Source organism: Streptomyces stelliscabiei (genome assembly GCF_014873495.1).
GTDB lineage: Bacteria > Actinomycetota > Actinomycetes > Streptomycetales > Streptomycetaceae > Streptomyces > Streptomyces bottropensis.
The window spans coordinates 8,298,633-8,314,915 of sequence record NZ_JADBGF010000001.1; the positions used below are offsets into that span (position 1 = coordinate 8,298,633).

Below are 16,283 nucleotides of genomic sequence, written 5' to 3' on the forward strand. Positions count from 1 at the left end.
CTCCCCGGTAAGTTACGTGACGGTAACGTTCGGCGGTGGACTAGGAGGCGCGGTGCGAGATCTGGGCCGGCGCGGAGGGGGCCGGGGCCTGGGCCGCGCGGGTGACGTCCGCGACGAGTTCGACCAGGTCGGGGCCGTACGCCTGGGAGTTGACGACCTTCAGCAGCAGGACGAAGGTGCCGGTGCCGTACTTGCGGTGCAGGCGCTCGTGGTTGCGGGCGAGGTAACGGGTGGCGGCCTGGTTGGTGATCGCGCGCTGCCCGCAGAAGAGGAAGACGGGCCGGGCCTGGTCGGGCTGGCCGGTGGTGAGCCGGGCGAGGATGACGTGCTCGGTGATGCCGGGGTCGAGGCGGTACTGCTCGCCGCCGATCTGGAAGGCGGCCCGGTGGGGGCCGGGCTCGGGGTCGTTGTTGAAGCTGACGCCGGGCAGCATCGCCGATATGTGCGCCGCCATCCGGCGGTTGGAGACAGGGCCGCCCACGCAGAACTCGGTGCGCTCGCCGAACCCCTGCTGGGCCGCGTCCTGGGTGATCATCTGCGCGTGCGAGCCGCAGTCCTTGATCAGCGCGGACAGCTCCAGCAGCGCGAACACGTCGTACCGGTGGACCGCCAGGTCCGCGCTGGACGGGTCACGGTTGACCACCAGCAGGGACTCGGAGTTGTCGGGCAGCCCGAAGAACGTCTGCTTGCGGCGGAGCTTCCGCTTCCACAGGTACGTCCGGAAGAACCAGCCCAGCGAGGCGCTGAGCCCCGCCGCTATCACGCCGAGGACGATATTGCGCACGTCGTCATTCATGGCCGCGCATGGTAGCGGGCGCGGCCGAACAGCGCTCGAATCCCTGTCCGATTCAGGGCTCGGTGTCCTGGTTCGCCCCGCCGTCGCGGGAGTCGCGCGGGACCGCCGGATGGCCGAGACGCCGCTGCCGGGGCCATGGCACCCGCGTTAGTCTGCGCAAACGGTCCTGACTGGAGGTACGGATGCGTCTGCGTCGTCCTGTCGCGCGGAAACTGGCGGTACTGGCGGCGGCGTCCGCCGTGGTCGCGGTGGGGGCGGCCCCGCCGTCCTCGGCCGCGCCGGACCCCGTGGAGAAGGTCCCGCTCGCCGTCGGCTACGGCGGTGCCGTCTCCAGCGTCGACCCGGACGCCTCCGCCGCCGGTATCGAGGTGCTCCGCAAGGGGGGCAACGCGGTGGACGCGGCTGTCGCCACGGCCGCCGCGCTCGGCGTCACCGAGCCCTACTCGGCCGGTATCGGCGGGGGCGGCTACTTCGTCTACTACGACGCCGGCTCCCGTACGGTGCACACCATCGACGGCCGGGAGACCGCTCCCCTGAGCGCCGACGAGGGCCTCTTCCTGGAGAACGGCACGGCGATCCCGTTCGCCGAGGCCGTCACCAGCGGGCTGAGCGTCGGCACGCCCGGCACCCCCGCGACCTGGCAGACGGCGCTGAGCAGTTGGGGCAGCAAGCCGCTCGCCAAACTGCTGAAGCCCGCCGTGAAGCTCGCCCGCCACGGGTTCACCGTCGACGCGACCTTCCGCGCCCAGACCGCCTCCAACGAGGCCAGGTTCCGCAACTTTCCGGCCACGGCCGACCTCTTCCTCCCCGGCGGGCAGTTGCCGGTGGTCGGCTCGACCCTGAAGAACCCCGATCTGGCCCGCACGTACGCGGAGCTGGGCCGCAAGGGTGTCGGCGTCCTGTACCGGGGCGACCTCGCCGAGGACATCGTCGACACGGTCAACAAGCCTCCGGTGGATCCGGGCTCGGGCTACAACGCCCGGCCCGGCGATCTGAGCGCGGCCGACCTCGCCGGGTACCGGGCCAAGCGCCAGGCGCCCACGAAGGCGTCGTACCGAGGTCTCGGGGTCTACGGGATGGCCCCCTCCTCCTCCGGCGGCACCACGGTCGCCGAGGCGCTCAACATCCTGGAGCGGACCGACCTGTCCAAGGCGAGCGACGTCCGGTATCTGCACCGCTACATCGAGGCGAGCCGTATCGCGTTCGCCGACCGCGGCCGCTGGGTCGGGGACCCCGCCTTCGAGGACGTGCCCACGAAGGAACTGCTGTCGCAGAAGTTCGCCGACTCGCGCGAGTGCCTGATCAAGGACGACTCGGTGCTCACCAGCCCCGTCGCGCCGGGCGATCCGCGTCATCCGGCGGCCTGCGGGACCGGCGGCACCGCCGCGCCGACGACCTACGAGGGCGACAGCACGACCCACCTCACGGTCGCCGACAAGTGGGGCAACGTCGTCTCGTACACGCTCACCATCGAGCAGACCGGTGGCAGCGGCATCACCGTGCCGGGCCGTGGCTTCCTGCTCAACAACGAGCTGACGGACTTCTCCTTCACCCCGGCCAACCCGGCCGTGCACGACCCCAACCTGCCGGGTCCGGGCAAGCGGCCGCGCTCGTCGATGTCGCCGACGATCGTGCTGGACCGGCACGACCAGCCCGTGGTGGCGCTCGGTTCGCCGGGCGGCGCGACCATCATCACGACCGTGCTGCAGACCCTGACCGGCTTCCTGGACCGGGGCCTGCCGCTCGTCGACGCGATCGCCGCGCCGCGCGCCAGCCAGCGCAACCAGACCACCACCGAACTCGAACCGGGCCTGTGGAACAGCCCCCTGCGGACGGAACTCGAAGCGATCGGGCACGGCTTCCGGCAGAACCCGGAGATCGGCGCGGCCACCGCCGTCCAACGCCTGTCGGACGGCAAGTGGCTGGCCGCCGCGGAGACCGTACGGCGCGGGGGCGGCGCGGCGATGGTCGTGCGGCCCGTCAGGTAAGGCCGCCGGAGTCGGGCGGCGTCGTACGGAAGGCGAGCCGTCCGTCCTCCTCCTCCGCCACCACCCGGCTGCCGGACGGCAGCCGGCCGTCGAGGAGGAGGCGCGACAGGGGGTTGTCGACCTCGCGCCGGATCGTGCGGCGCAGCGGGCGGGCCCCGTACTCGGGCTGGTCGCCGTGGCGGGCGAGCCAGGCTACGGCCCGCTCGCCGAACTCGATGGTGACGCCCCGTGCGAGCAGCCGGTCCCGGGTGCTCTCCAGCAACAGGTCGGTGATCCGCCGCAGCCGTTCGTCGGTGAGACGGCGGAACACCACGATCTCGTCGACGCGGTTGAGGAACTCGGGCCGGAAGTGCTCCCGCAGCGGCCGCAGGATCCGCTCGCGCCGGTTCTCCTCGGCCGCCTCCGCGTCGGCCGCCGTGAAGCCCGGCGCGGTCCCGCCGCGGCCGATGGCCTCCGAGCCCAGGTTGCTCGTCATGACGATCACCGTGTGGGTGAAGTCGACCGTGCGGCCCTGCGCGTCGGTGAGCCGTCCGTCGTCGAGGACCTGCAGCAGCAGGTTGAAGACGTCCGGGTGGGCCTTCTCCACCTCGTCCAGCAACAGCAGCGCGTACGGGTGCCGCCGCACGGTCTCCGTCAACTGACCGGCCGCCTCGTGGCCGACGTAGCCGGGCGGGGCGCCGACCAGCCGGCTGACGGTGTGACGCTCCTGGTACTCGCTCATGTCGAGCCGCACCATCCGGTCCTCGGCGCCGAAGAGGGCCTCGGCCAGCGCGCGGGCCAGTTCGGTCTTGCCGACGCCGGTCGGGCCCAGGAAGAGGAAACTGCCGATCGGCCGTTCGGGTCCGGCGAGCCCGGCGCGCGAGCGCAGCACGGCGTCCGCGACCACATCCACCGCCTCGTCCTGCCCGACGACCCGCCGACGCAGCCGTTCCGCCAGTCCGAGCAGCCGCTGTGTCTCCTCCTGGGTGAGGCTGCTGACGGGGATGCCGGTCTGTCGGGAGACGACCTCGGCGATGTCCTCGGCGGTGATCTCCAGACTCTGCCCGTCGTCGGCCCGCCCTCCGGCGTGGTCCGTGCCGATCCGCTGCCGCAGCTCGCCGATCCGGTCCCGCAGCCGGGTGGCCCGCTCGTACTGCTCGCCCGCGACCGCCTGGTCCTTGTCCCTGGTCAGCTGCTCGATCTCACGCTCCAGGGTGCGCAGATCCGTTCCCTTGGTGCGGGCGCGCAGCCGGACCCGGGCACCGGCCTGGTCCATCAGGTCGATGGCCTTGTCGGGCAGCCGTCGGTCGGCGAGATAACGGTCGGACAGGTCGACGGCGGCCGTCAGCGCCTCGTCGCGGTAGCGGACCTGGTGGTGGGCCTCGTACCGGTCGCGCAGCCCGCGCAGGATCTCCAGGGCGTCCTCGCCGCCGGGCTCGGGAACCAGCACCGGCTGGAACCGGCGGGCCAGCGCCGCGTCCTTCTCGATCCGACGGTACTCCTCCAGGGTCGTCGCCCCGACGATGTTCAGCTCGCCGCGCGCCAGGGCCGGCTTGAGGATGTCGCCCGCGTCCATGCCGCCGCCCTCGCCCGAACCGGCGCCGACGACGGTGTGCAACTCGTCGACGAAGACGACCAGTTCCTCGGAGTGCGCGCGGATCTCGTCGACGATGTTCGTCAGGCGCTCCTCGAAGTCGCCCCGGTAGCGGGTCCCGGCGACCACCCCGGAGAGATCCACGGCGACCACCCGGCGTCCGGCCAGCACGTCGGGCACGTCCCCCTCGGCGATCCGCTGGGCCAGCCCCTCCACGATCGCGGTCTTGCCGACGCCCGCCTCGCCGATGAGCACGGGGTTGTTCTTCCCGCGCCGGGAGAGCACCTCGACGGTCTGCTCGATCTCCTCCTGCCGCCCGATCACCGGGTCGATACGGCCCTGGCGGGCGAGGTCGGTCAGATCGCGGCTGTACCGGTCGAGGGTCGGGGTCGGGGTCGCGGTCGGGGTGCGGCGCGGCAGGTCGGGGTGCGGCAGTCCGGAGAGGGGGATCCCGGCGGGCGGGGTGTCCGCCGACGGGTCCGACGCGTCCGGCGGCGGCGCGGCGGCCGACAGCCGTGCCGCGCCGAGGATGTGACCGGCCGCCGAGTCCGGGTTGCCGGCGAGGGCGCTCAGGACGTGTTCGGGACCGATGTGGCCGGAGCCGGTGACCCGGGCCAGTTCGTGCGCGTCCAGGAGCGCCCGTTTGACCGCGGGGGTCAGGGCCAGGGACGCGGGTGCCGGTCCCTGGCCCGGTCGGTGGCGCTCCGGGCCGGACCGTTCGTCGATCTCACCGGCCAGCGCGTCGGGGTCCGCGCCCGCGCGGGCCACCAGACTTCGGGTCGGTTCGGCGGTGAGCGCGGCGCGCAGCAGGTGCTGGGTGTCCAGGTCGGTGCTGCCGTGCCGCGCCGCGTACGCCGCGGCGTCGGCCACCAGCCGGCGGGCCGGGCCGCTCATCAGGCGGCCGATCTCGATCCGCCGGGGGCGCGGGCCGCCGAAGAAACGGGCGAGGAACTCACTGAAGGGGTCCGGACCGTAGCCCTCGGGCCCCGGGAATCCGCTGTTCATTCGCCACCGGGTTCCCTGGTGCGGTGCGGCTATGCGGGGCGCCACGGGAGTTCCGGTGCTCTTGCGACCGCGGGTACGCCGTGGTGGCCCGCGCAGTTCCCCGCGCCCCTGAAATCCGGGACTGCGCCGTGGGTTTTCATCGCTCCGCGCGGCCGAGGGGCGCGCTGCACCGGCGCCTCCAGGCCCCAGGGCCTGGCTTCTCGGGGGTGCGGGGAACCGCGCGAGAAGCCCCGCGCATCCGCAGCCGCAAGAGCACCCGAACCCCGACCCCACCCCCCACCGGTCCCCTAGCGGGCGGTCAGCACGCGGGGGCCCGTCTCCGTGACGGCGACCGTGTGTTCCGCGTGGGCCGCCCGGGATCCGTCGTCCGTGCAGAGCGTCCACCCGTCCGGTGCCGCGTGAAACCCGTCCGCGCCCCCACCGAGGACCATCGGCTCGATCGCCAGGACCATCCCGTGCCGCAGTCTCATGCCCCGCCCGGCCCGCCCCTCGTTCGGCACGCCCGGGTCCTCGTGCATCTGGCGCCCGATCCCGTGCCCGCCGAACCCGTCGGGGATCCCGTACCCGGCGGCACGGCACACGGTGCCGATCGCGTGCGCGATGTCGCCGATGCGGTTGCCGACGACGGCCGCGTCGATGCCCGCCGCGAGGGCGCGTTCGGCCGTTTCGACGAGCCGCAGGTCGGCCGCGCGCGGCTCGCCCACCACGAAGCTGATCGCCGAGTCCCCGGCCCAGCCGTCCAGAACGGCGCCGCAGTCGATGGAGACGAGGTCACCGTCGCGCAGCCGGTACGCGGTCGGGATGCCGTGCACGATCGCGTCGTTGACCGAGGCGCAGATCACGGCGGGGAACGGCGTGGGCGCGAACGAGGGCCGGTAGCCGAGGAACGGCGACGAGGCCCCCGCCTCGCGCAGCACCTCGTGTGCCACCTCGTCCAGTTCGAGCAGCGACACCCCCACGTCGGCGGCCTTCCGCACCGCCGTCAGCGCACGCCCCACGACCTGCCCGGCCTCGTACATCGCGTCCATCGACGCATCCGTCTTCAGTTCCACCATGCCAATTACTATACCGCTCGCTATCCAATTAAAATACCGGTCCATCGACGAGGATCGGTATTAGAATGGGGTCATGGTGCGCACCCCCCTGACCCCCGAAGAGCGCGAACGCGGCGAGCGGCTCGGCCGGTTGCTGCGCGAGGCCCGCGGCGGTCGCAGCATGGCGGAGATCGCCGCTCACGCGGGCCTCTCCGCGGAGACCCTGCGGAAGATCGAGACGGGCCGGGCCCCCACTCCCGCCTTCTTTACGATCGCCGCCCTCGCCCGCGCCCTGGGCCTGTCCATGGATGAACTGGTCACCCGGTGCGCACCGGCCGCCGGGACCGTGCCGACGGCCGCGGTGGCCTGACTCGTTCGCCGTCCTGGCTCGAACCCGTCACGCACAGCCGTCGCGCGACCGCGTACGGCACACCGCGTCCACTCCGAAAACTCCACGTAGCCCCGCCGTAACACAACTGGTGTTTTCTTGCGGGTCGGAGCACTCCAGTCGGCCGGGGAGCATGCGATGACTGTGGATCAACTCCCGGGACAGGTGCGGGAGTTCGCGCAATACCTGAACAAGCTGATGACCAAGCTGGACCAGGGCGGCGGCTGGTGCGCGGTCTTCTGGCAACGTGATCCCGACGGCATGCGCGCCTGCCTGGACGGTCTGGAGGTGCCGCCCTGGGACGTCGTGGAAGCGCTCATGCACGACCTCGACACCGCCTACGGCCCCGCCGCCGCGGCCCAGGAGACCGAGCGGGCCCGCGCCCTGCACCGCGCCTCCCTCGCCGCCCACGACTCCCGGCCCGGCGGCCGGGACGCCCTCGGCGACCGGCTCGACGTCATGCTCCGCGAACAGCGCTACGCCGCCGAACGCACCGCCGAGCTGACTCGCCGGCTCCAGTCAGCCACCACCCAGGTCGAGGCCGACGCCGTCCGCCTCGACCTGGCCTGGGCGCACGACGACCGCGAACGCGCCACGGCCCGCTGCGCAGAGCTGCGCACCCGCATCGAGCACGCCGACCGCCGCGTCCCGCATGGTCCGGCGCAGGACGCGGCACACGTTTCCGGGAACACCGCCGGCGACGTCTTCCGGGTGCACGCGCGGGTGGAGGCACGGGTGGACGCATGGATGGAAGCACCGGAGGCGGGCCAACCCACGGCCGGCCCGGCGGAGCACCCCGGACAGCGTGCGCGCGAGGACCGCTACGGCGCCGCAGACGTGTTCGCCGAGCCCGACGCGGGCGCCCGTGCCACTCCGGTCGCCGGCACCGGCTCCGGCACGGGCTCCGGCTCCGGCACCGCCGAGCCCGCCCCCGGGGCCGCCGACCCCGAACCCGCCGCCCAGGCGCCCGCCAGGCAGCGCGCCAAACGCCGCCCGCGCGGAGGCGCGCGTTTCGCCGGGGCGGTGGAGGCCGAGCAGGATCCGCCCGTCGTACCCGGGGCCGCACCGGCCGCCGACCGCAAGGAGCGTGCTCCCCGGGGCGCCCGGTACGCCGGTGTCGCGGACGGGGGCGAGGCGCCGGCGCCTCGGCAGCCGCGGGCGCGACAGCCGCTGGACGACGACGCGCGGCGCGAGGTCGCCGAGACCGTGGAGCGACTGGTCCGGCTGCGCCGGGAGAGCCGCAGCGGCGAGGCGCACGCCCTCCTCGTGGAGGTCGCGCGCTGGCCCGCCGCCCGCTTCCCGCTGCTCGCGGCCGATCTGCACCGCGCGGGGCTCGGCGCCGACTGGGCGACCCTGCTGTGGGAGGCCGGCTCGCTGCCCGCCGACCGGCTGGTCGCGGTGGCGGACGCCCTCACCGCGGTGGGCCGGGCCACGGACGGCGAGCAGTTGCTGCGGCAGGGTGTCTCGCGGCCCGCCGAGGAGATCGGCGAGGCGGTGCTCGCCTTCACCGCCGAGGGGCGCGAACGGGAGGCGCGTGCGCTGCTCGACGTCTATGTACGCGTGCGCACCCCGGAGGAGGCGGCGCGCACCGCGGAGGCCCATCCGCGACGGCTCAGGCCCCTCGTGCTGGCGGCGGCCCGCGGTGTCTCGGAGCAGCGCTACCGGGACGTCGTGCACGCCCTGCGCGTGCAGGGACTCACCTGACCCCTCGGCCACGGCCGCCCCGCCCGCCCCAGCGGCCCGCGCCCGACGGCGCGGGCCGGTTCCGCGCGCGAAACACGGCCGTGATCACCCACTGGAGTGCGAAACGTGATCGACTCGGCCGGTTGACGACGATGGTCTTGCCCAGCCCGTCGACGGGGCTTAGTTTCAAGCCTCTACGGCCTTCGTCTACGGGCGTAGAGGCTCTCTGAGGTCCCTGTCGAAGGAGCAGCTGAGATGGCCCACGTCGTACGCGCCGCCCTCGTCCAGGCGACCTGGACCGGCGACACCGCATCCATGGTCGCCAAGCACGTCGAGCACGCCCGCGAGGCGGCCCGGCAGGGCGCGAAGGTGATCGGCTTCCAGGAAGTCTTCAACGCCCCCTACTTCTGCCAGGTCCAGGAACCCGAGCACTACGCCTGGGCGGAGCCCGTGCCCGACGGCCCCACCGTCACGCGCATGCGGGAACTGGCCCGCGAGACCGGCATGGTGATCGTCGTCCCGGTCTTCGAGGTCGAGCAGTCCGGGTTCTACTACAACACCGCCGCCGTGATCGACTCCGACGGCACCTACCTCGGCAAGTACCGCAAGCACCACATCCCCCAGGTCAAGGGCTTCTGGGAGAAGTACTACTTCAAGCCCGGGAACCTCGGCTGGCCGGTCTTCGACACGGCCGTGGGCAAGGTCGGCGTCTACATCTGCTACGACCGCCACTTCCCCGAGGGCTGGCGCCAGCTCGGTCTGAACGGCGCCCAGCTCGTCTACAACCCCTCCGCGACGCACCGGGGCCTGTCCTCCCACCTGTGGCAGCTGGAGCAGCCCGCGGCCGCCGTCGCCAACGAGTACTTCGTCGCCGCGATCAACCGGGTCGGCGTGGAGGAGTACGGCGACAACGACTTCTACGGCACCTCCTACTTCGTCGACCCGCGCGGCAAGTTCGTCGGCGAGGTCGCGAGCGACAAGGGCGAGGAGCTGGTCGTACGGGACCTCGACTTCGACCTGATCGAGGACGTACGGCAGCAGTGGGCGTTCTACCGGGACCGCCGGCCCGACGCGTACGAAGGACTCGTCCAGCCCTGACGTGGGCACGTACAGCCGTGACACACGCAGAACCCGTACAGGAGTGAAAGGAGTGGTGCAGCCGTGACCGACGAACTGCTCGGACGCCACAAGGCCGTACTGCCCGACTGGCTCGCGCTCTACTACGCGGACCCGCTGGAGATCACCCACGGCGAGGGCCGGCACGTCTGGGACGCCGGGGGCAACAGGTACCTCGACTTCTTCGGCGGCATCCTGACCACGATGACGGCGCACGCGCTGCCCGAGGTCACCAAGGCGGTGAGCGAGCAGGCCGGGCGGATCATCCACTCCTCCACGCTCTACCTCAACCGGCCGATGGTCGAACTCGCCGAGCGGATCGCCCAGATGTCCGGCATCCCGGACGCCCGCGTCTTCTTCACCACCTCCGGCACCGAGGCCAACGACACCGCGCTGATGCTGGCGACGACCCACCGCCGCAGCAACCAGATCCTGGCGATGCGCAACAGCTACCACGGCCGCTCGTTCAGCGCGGTCGGCATCACCGGCAACAAGGGCTGGTCCCCGACCTCGCTGTCCCCGCTCCAGACGCTGTACGTGCACGGCGGCGTGCGCACCCGAGGCCCCTACGCCGGCCTGAGCGACGCCGACTTCATCACGGCCTGCGTCGCCGACCTGGAGGACCTGCTCGGTCACGGCCGCCCGCCCGCCGCGCTGATCGCCGAGCCGATCCAGGGCGTCGGCGGCTTCACCTCACCGCCGGACGGCCTGTACGCGGCCTTCCGCGAGGTGCTCGCGCGGCACGGCGTGCTGTGGATCGCGGACGAGGTGCAGACCGGCTGGGGCCGTACCGGCGACAACTTCTGGGGCTGGCAGGCGCACGGGCAGAACGGCCCGCCCGACATCCTCACCTTCGCCAAGGGCATCGGCAACGGCATGTCCATCGGCGGTGTCGTCGCCCGCGCCGAGGTCATGAACTGCCTCGACAGCAACTCGATCTCCACCTTCGGCGGCACCCAGATCACCATGGCCGCCGGGCTCGCCAACCTCAACTACCTGGTCGAGCACGACCTCCAGGGCAACGCGCGGCGCGTGGGCGGACTGCTCATCGAGCGGCTCCGGGCGATCACCGCCCAGATCCCCGAGGTGCGGGAAGTGCGCGGCCGGGGCCTCATGATCGGCATCGAGCTGGTCAAACCCGGCACCGACGAGGCGAACCCGGACGCCGCGTCCGCCGTCCTCGAAGCCGCCCGCCGGGAGGGCCTGCTGATCGGCAAGGGTGGCGGCCACAACACCAGCGCGCTGCGCATCGCGCCCCCGCTGTCGCTGACCGTCGCCGAGGCGGAGGAGGGCGCCGACGCCCTCGAACGCGCTCTGCGGAGCATCCAGTAGCGCACGAGCCGAGCAAGGGCGAGTGAACCGAAGGAGCGCACCCCGGTGACACCGGTGGGGGCGCTCCGGAGGCGACCGAGCCGGCAGAAATAAGGGGCACGCCGCATGACCACCGCCTTGGAACCCGCCCTGTCGGTACGCCAGGTCCTCAACCTGGACCGGGTCCTCGCCGGAGAGCCCGAGGTGGTGGCCGGCGCCGGTCAGCTCGACCGGCCCGTGCGCTGGGTGCACGTGGCCGAGGCCCCCGACGTGGGTGTGATGCTCAGCGGCGGCGAGATGGTCCTCACCACCGGGGTCCTGCTCGCCGGGAACGAGGACGCCCAGGCCGAGTACATCCGCTCGCTGTACCGGGCCGAGGCCGCCGCGGTCGTCCTCGGCCTCGGCCGGGCCTTCCCCACGCCGCCCGACGTGATGCGCCGGGCGGCCGAGCGGTGCGGTCTGCCCATGGTGGTCCTGCACCGGCCGTTCCCCTTCGCGGAACTGACCGAGGAGGTCCAGTCCCGGCTGGTCAGGCGCAAGTTCGCGGCCGTCAGCCTGTCGGAGACCGTCCGCACGGCCCTGACCTCGCTGATCACCGCCGGGGCCCCGCTGCAACGGCTCCTCGACGAGATCGCCCACCACGCGGGCTGTCCGCTCGTCGTCACCAATCTCGCCCATCGCGTCCTCGCCACGGCGGGGGAGCGGTCGGCCGTCGACGACGTGCTGCGCGACTGGGAGCGGATCTCCCGGCAGGCGGGCGGCAGCGAGGGCGACGGCTGGGTACGGGCCGAGCTGGGCGGGCGCGGGGAGCGCTGGGGCCAGATCGTGCTGTGCGGGCACCGGGGCGACACCGCCACGGCGCGGCTGCTCGCCGACCGGGCCGCCGAGGCGCTCGTCCTGCACCGCATGCTCGGCGGTTCGGCGCACAGCTGGGAGGAGCAGTCCGCGCAGAGCCTGCTGACGGACCTCGTCTCCGGGGTCGTACCGGCGCGACAGCTGCTGCCGAGGGCACGGGCGGCCGGGCTGCCGGTCAACCGCCGTACCTTCGTGCCGCTCGTCGTGCGGGAGGAGGACCCGGCCCAACTCGACCGCGTGCTGCGGATGCTGGGACTTCCCGGGCTCGTCGCCGAACTGGCGGAGGGCGCCACCGCCGTCCTCCTCAGCCTCGCCCGGGACCAGGACGCGGTCGCGCTCACCGCGCACTTCGCTACCCGGCTGCGGTCGGAGTCGGGGGCGCGCGGGACGGTCGTGGCGGCCGCGGAGGCGCGCACCACCTGGGAGGACGTGCCGGGCGGGCTGCGGGAGGCGCGGCACGTGGCGGACGCCGTCGCCCAGTCCGCGACGACCGGGCTCGATCTGCCCCTCGTCGTACGGCTGCGCGATGTCCATCTGCGCGGGCTGGTCCGGCTGCTGCGGGACGACCCGCACGTCCAGGCCTTCGCCGAACGGGAGCTGGACGGCCTGCTGTGCGGTGACGGGCACGCCGAACAGGATCTGCTGCCCGTGCTGCGCACCTACCTCGCGACCGGCCGCAACAAGTCGCACACGGCCCAGCTGCACCACGTCAGCCGGCCGGCGCTGTACCGCCGGCTCGAAGCCATAGAGGCCCGCCTCGGCGTGGACCTCGACGACTTCGAACAGGCCGCGTCCGTGCACATCGCCCTCCTCGCGCACGACGCGCAACAGAGCTGAAACATGCCGGGACCTGCGAAAACGGCGGTGAAACATGCACCCGCGAAGGGGTGACACGGTGGAACGGAGAAGGCCCGCAGACGTGACACCGTGCAACTCAAACCGGCTTCCCGGACTTTCTACTCTCACTGCACACCGAGTGACCGGAGGTCCCGATGAGCAGAGTCATCCGCGCAGCCATCTTCCAGACGGCCTGGACCGGCGACAAGGAATCGATGATCCAGGTCCACGAGCAGGCGGCCCGCGACGCCGCCGCGCAGGGCGCACAGGTCATGTGCTTCCAGGAGCTGTTCTACGGGCCCTACTTCTGCCAGGTCCAGGACAAGGCGTTCTACGAGTACGCCGAACAGATCCCCGACGGCCCCATCGTCAAGCGCTTCCAGGCGCTCGCCAGGGAACTCGGCCTCGTCCTCGTGCTGCCGATGTACGAGGAGGAGCAGCCGGGCGTCCTCTACAACACCGCGGCCGTGATCGACGCGGACGGCACGTACCTCGGCAAGTACCGCAAGCACCACATCCCGCAGGTCCCCGGTTTCTGGGAGAAGTTCTACTTCCGCCCCGGCAACGCGGGCTGGCCCGTCTTCGACACCGCCGTGGGGAAGATCGGCGTCTACATCTGCTACGACCGCCACTTCCCGGAGGGCTGGCGTGCGCTGGGCCTCGGCGGCGCCGAGATCGTGTTCAACCCCTCGGCCACCTCACGGGGTCTGTCCCGCTACCTGTGGCAACTGGAGCAGCCGGCGTCGGCGGTCGCCAACGAGTACTTCATCGGCGCCATCAACCGGGTCGGCGTCGAGGAACTCGGCGACAACGACTTCTACGGCACCTCCTACTTCGTGGACCCCGAGGCGCAGTTCGTCGGCGAGGTCGCCAGCGACAAGGAGACCGAACTGGTGGTCCGCGACCTGGACCTGGCCAAGCTCCGCGAGGTCCGCGACCGCTGGCAGTTCTTCCGCGACCGCCGCCCGGACGCGTACGGCCCGCTGACGGCGCCGTAGCGATGCACCCCCCGCGCCCTTGGGACCCCACAGGGGCCTTCAAGGGGCGCGGGGCAGCATCCGAACTGCGGCTTCCGCCGCGTGGGCGCGACCAGCCCAAGACAACCGGCACTTTCCCGACAACCGAACGGAGCGTGACCGAATGACCGGCCGTACCCTCATCCGCGGCGGTCTCGTCATCACAGCGTCCGACGAGATCCACGCCGACGTCCTGATCGAGGACGGCCGAGTGGCCGCCCTCGCCGCCGCGGGCACCACCACCGCCGACGCCTGGACCGCCGACCGCACCCTCGACGCCACCGGCAGGTACGTCATCCCGGGCGGCGTCGACGCCCACACCCACATGGAGCTGCCGTTCGGCGGCACCTCCGCCTCCGACACCTTCGAGACCGGCACCCGCGCCGCCGCCTGGGGCGGTACGACGACGATCGTCGACTTCGCCGTGCAGAGCGTCGGCCACGCCCTGCGCGAGGGCCTCGACGCCTGGCACGCCAAGGCGGAGGGCAACTGCGCGATCGACTACGGCTTCCACATGATCGTGTCCGACGTGAACCAGGACACGCTCAAGGAGATGGACCTGCTGGTGCAGGAGGGAGTCACCTCCTTCAAGCAGTTCATGGCCTACCCCGGCGTCTTCTACAGCGACGACGGCCAGATCCTGCGCGCCATGCAGCGCTCCGCCGAGAACGGCGGACTGATCATGATGCACGCGGAGAACGGCATCGCGATCGACGTACTGGTCGAACAGGCACTGGCCCGCGGCGAGACCGACCCCCGGTACCACGGCGAGGTCCGCAAGGCCCTCCTGGAGGCCGAGGCCACCCACCGCGCCATCAAGCTCGCCCAGGTCGCCGGCGCCCCCCTGTACGTCGTGCACGTCTCGGCGATGGAGGCGGTCGCCGAGCTGGCCAGGGCACGCGACGAGGGGCTCAACGTCTTCGGCGAGACCTGCCCGCAGTACCTGTTCCTGTCCACCGACAACCTCGCGGAGCCGGATTTCGAGGGCTCCAAGTACGTGTGCAGCACGCCCCTGCGGCCGCGCGAACACCAGGCCAAGCTCTGGCAGGGACTGCGCACCAACGACCTCCAGGTGGTCTCCACCGACCACTGCCCCTTCTGCTTCGTCGGCCAGAAGGAACTCGGCCGCGGCGACTTCTCCAAGATCCCCAACGGTCTCCCGGGCGTGGAGAACCGCATGGATCTCCTCCACCAGGCGGTCGTCGACGGGCACATCTCGCGCCGCCGCTGGATCGAGATCGCCTGCGCCACCCCGGCCCGCATGTTCGGCATGTACCCGAAGAAGGGCACCATCGCGCCGGGCGCGGACGCCGACATCGTCATCTACGACCCGCACGCCGAGCAGGTCATGTCCGCCGAGACGCACCACATGAACGTCGACTACTCGGCGTACGAGGGCAAGCGCACCACCGGCCGGGTCGAGACGGTCCTCTCGCGCGGCGAACTCGTCATCACCGAGCGGGAGTACACCGGGCACGCCGGGCACGGCGTCTACACCCCCCGCTCCACCTGTCAGTACCTCAACTAGGAGTGGCGCCCATGGACTTCGGACTCGTCCTGCAGACCGACCCACCGGCCTCGCGTGTCATCGAGCTGATGAAGCGCGCCGAGGACAACGGCTTCACGTACGGCTGGACCTTCGACTCCGCCGTGCTCTGGCAGGAGCCCTTCGTCATCTACAGCCAGATCCTGGCCGCCACCACGAAACTGACGGTCGGCCCGATGGTCACCAACCCGGGCACCCGCACCTGGGAGGTCACCGCCTCGACCTTCGCCACGCTCAACGACATGTTCGGCAACCGCACGGTCTGCGGTATCGGCCGCGGCGACTCGGCGATGCGCGTGGCGGGCCGCAAGCCCAACACGCTGGCCCGGATCAGCGAGGCCATGAAGGTGATCCGGTCGCTGGGCAGCGGGGGAGAGGCCGACCTCGGCGGCACCGTGATCAGCTTCCCGTGGATCAAGCCCGGTGCCGAACTCCCGGTCTGGATGGCCGCGTACGGCCCCAAGGCCCTGAAGATGACCGGTGAGGAGGCCGACGGCTTCATCCTCCAGCTCTCCGACCTGTATCTCACCGAGTACATGGTCAAGGCGGTCAAGGAGGCGGCGGTCGCCGCCGGGCGCGACCCGTCCGAGGTGAAGATCTGCGTGGCCGCCCCCGCGTACGTCACCGAGGACGACTCGCCCGAGGCGCTGGCGCACGCGCGGGAGCAGTGCCGCTGGTTCGGCGGGATGGTCGGCAACCACGTCGCCGACCTCGTCTCGAAGTACGGCGAGCACTCCGCGGCCGTCCCCGAGGAGCTGACCGACTACATCAAGGCACGCGAGGGGTACGACTACTCCCACCACGGACGTGCCGACAACCCCGACACCCAGTTCGTGCCGGACGAGATCGTCGACCGGTTCTGCGTCATCGGCACCCCCGAGGCGCACATCGCGAAGCTCGACGCGCTGCGCGCGCTGGGCGTGGACCAGTTCGCCGTCTACGACATGCACGACGCACAGGAGCGGGTGATCGACGTGTACGGCTCGACGGTCATCCCGGCCGTCAACGGCTGAGCCGTTCTCCCTTCCCGGAACCGGTCGGCGACTGCGACAATCCGGCCACCGCAATGAACCGGAATCAGTAGCTCCTCTTCCTGCGCCGACCGCTTCGACCGCTCCACCCGTCGACCCCCCAC

General features: G+C 71.9%; 12 protein-coding genes. 9 read left to right on the forward strand and 3 right to left on the reverse strand.

The window, feature by feature from the left end:
• Window positions 1–40: 40 nt before the first annotated feature.
• A complete protein-coding gene (locus H4687_RS36460) occupies window positions 41–796 on the reverse strand; it encodes a hypothetical protein (protein WP_046919803.1) in 756 nt (251 codons plus the stop codon).
• 182 nt (window positions 797–978) lie between these two features.
• Here H4687_RS36460 and ggt point away from each other — a divergent pair, with 182 nt between their 5' ends.
• Entirely contained in the window at window positions 979–2,784 is a 1,806-nt protein-coding gene (gene ggt / locus H4687_RS36465; RefSeq protein WP_046919802.1) for a gamma-glutamyltransferase, read from the forward strand.
• Here the strand turns inward: ggt and H4687_RS36470 are convergent.
• Complete coding sequence (locus tag H4687_RS36470; RefSeq protein WP_046919801.1) at window positions 2,777–5,362, reverse strand: ATP-dependent Clp protease ATP-binding subunit; 2,586 nt, start codon at window positions 5,360–5,362, stop codon at window positions 2,777–2,779. The genes ggt and H4687_RS36470 overlap by 8 nt on opposite strands.
• Window positions 5,363–5,649: 287 nt before the next feature.
• Window positions 5,650–6,417 carry a type I methionyl aminopeptidase gene (gene map / locus H4687_RS36475; protein ID WP_005482249.1) on the reverse strand — a complete coding sequence of 256 codons (768 nt, stop codon included), beginning with the start codon at window positions 6,415–6,417 and terminating at the stop codon, window positions 5,650–5,652.
• Between the two features lie 73 nt (window positions 6,418–6,490).
• Here map and H4687_RS36480 point away from each other — a divergent pair, with 73 nt between their 5' ends.
• The 8 genes from H4687_RS36480 to H4687_RS36515 all read left to right on the forward strand — a co-directional run bounded on the left by H4687_RS36480 (window position 6,491) and on the right by H4687_RS36515 (window position 16,161).
• A complete protein-coding gene (locus H4687_RS36480) occupies window positions 6,491–6,766 on the forward strand; it encodes a helix-turn-helix domain-containing protein (RefSeq protein WP_046917576.1) in 276 nt (91 codons plus the stop codon).
• 156 nt (window positions 6,767–6,922) lie between these two features.
• Window positions 6,923–8,488, forward strand: coding sequence for a hypothetical protein (locus H4687_RS36485; RefSeq protein WP_046917575.1), 1,566 nt, complete (start codon window positions 6,923–6,925; stop codon window positions 8,486–8,488).
• A 234-nt stretch (window positions 8,489–8,722) separates the two neighbouring features.
• Window positions 8,723–9,565 carry a nitrilase-related carbon-nitrogen hydrolase gene (locus H4687_RS36490; RefSeq protein ID WP_046917574.1) on the forward strand — a complete coding sequence of 281 codons (843 nt, stop codon included), beginning with the start codon at window positions 8,723–8,725 and terminating at the stop codon, window positions 9,563–9,565.
• 63 nt (window positions 9,566–9,628) lie between these two features.
• A complete protein-coding gene (locus H4687_RS36495; protein WP_046917573.1) occupies window positions 9,629–10,915 on the forward strand; it encodes an aspartate aminotransferase family protein in 1,287 nt (428 codons plus the stop codon).
• Window positions 10,916–11,020: 105 nt separating this feature from the next.
• Window positions 11,021–12,586, forward strand: coding sequence for a PucR family transcriptional regulator (locus tag H4687_RS36500; protein WP_046917572.1), 1,566 nt, complete (start codon window positions 11,021–11,023; stop codon window positions 12,584–12,586).
• Window positions 12,587–12,741: 155 nt separating this feature from the next.
• A complete protein-coding gene (locus H4687_RS36505; RefSeq protein ID WP_005482257.1) occupies window positions 12,742–13,584 on the forward strand; it encodes a nitrilase-related carbon-nitrogen hydrolase in 843 nt (280 codons plus the stop codon).
• A gap of 142 nt (window positions 13,585–13,726) precedes the next feature.
• Window positions 13,727–15,130 carry a dihydropyrimidinase gene (hydA, locus tag H4687_RS36510; protein WP_046917571.1) on the forward strand — a complete coding sequence of 468 codons (1,404 nt, stop codon included), beginning with the start codon at window positions 13,727–13,729 and terminating at the stop codon, window positions 15,128–15,130.
• An 11-nt stretch (window positions 15,131–15,141) separates the two neighbouring features.
• Entirely contained in the window at window positions 15,142–16,161 is a 1,020-nt protein-coding gene (locus tag H4687_RS36515; protein ID WP_046917570.1) for a TIGR03842 family LLM class F420-dependent oxidoreductase, read from the forward strand.
• The last annotated feature ends 122 nt before the right edge of the window (window positions 16,162–16,283 follow it).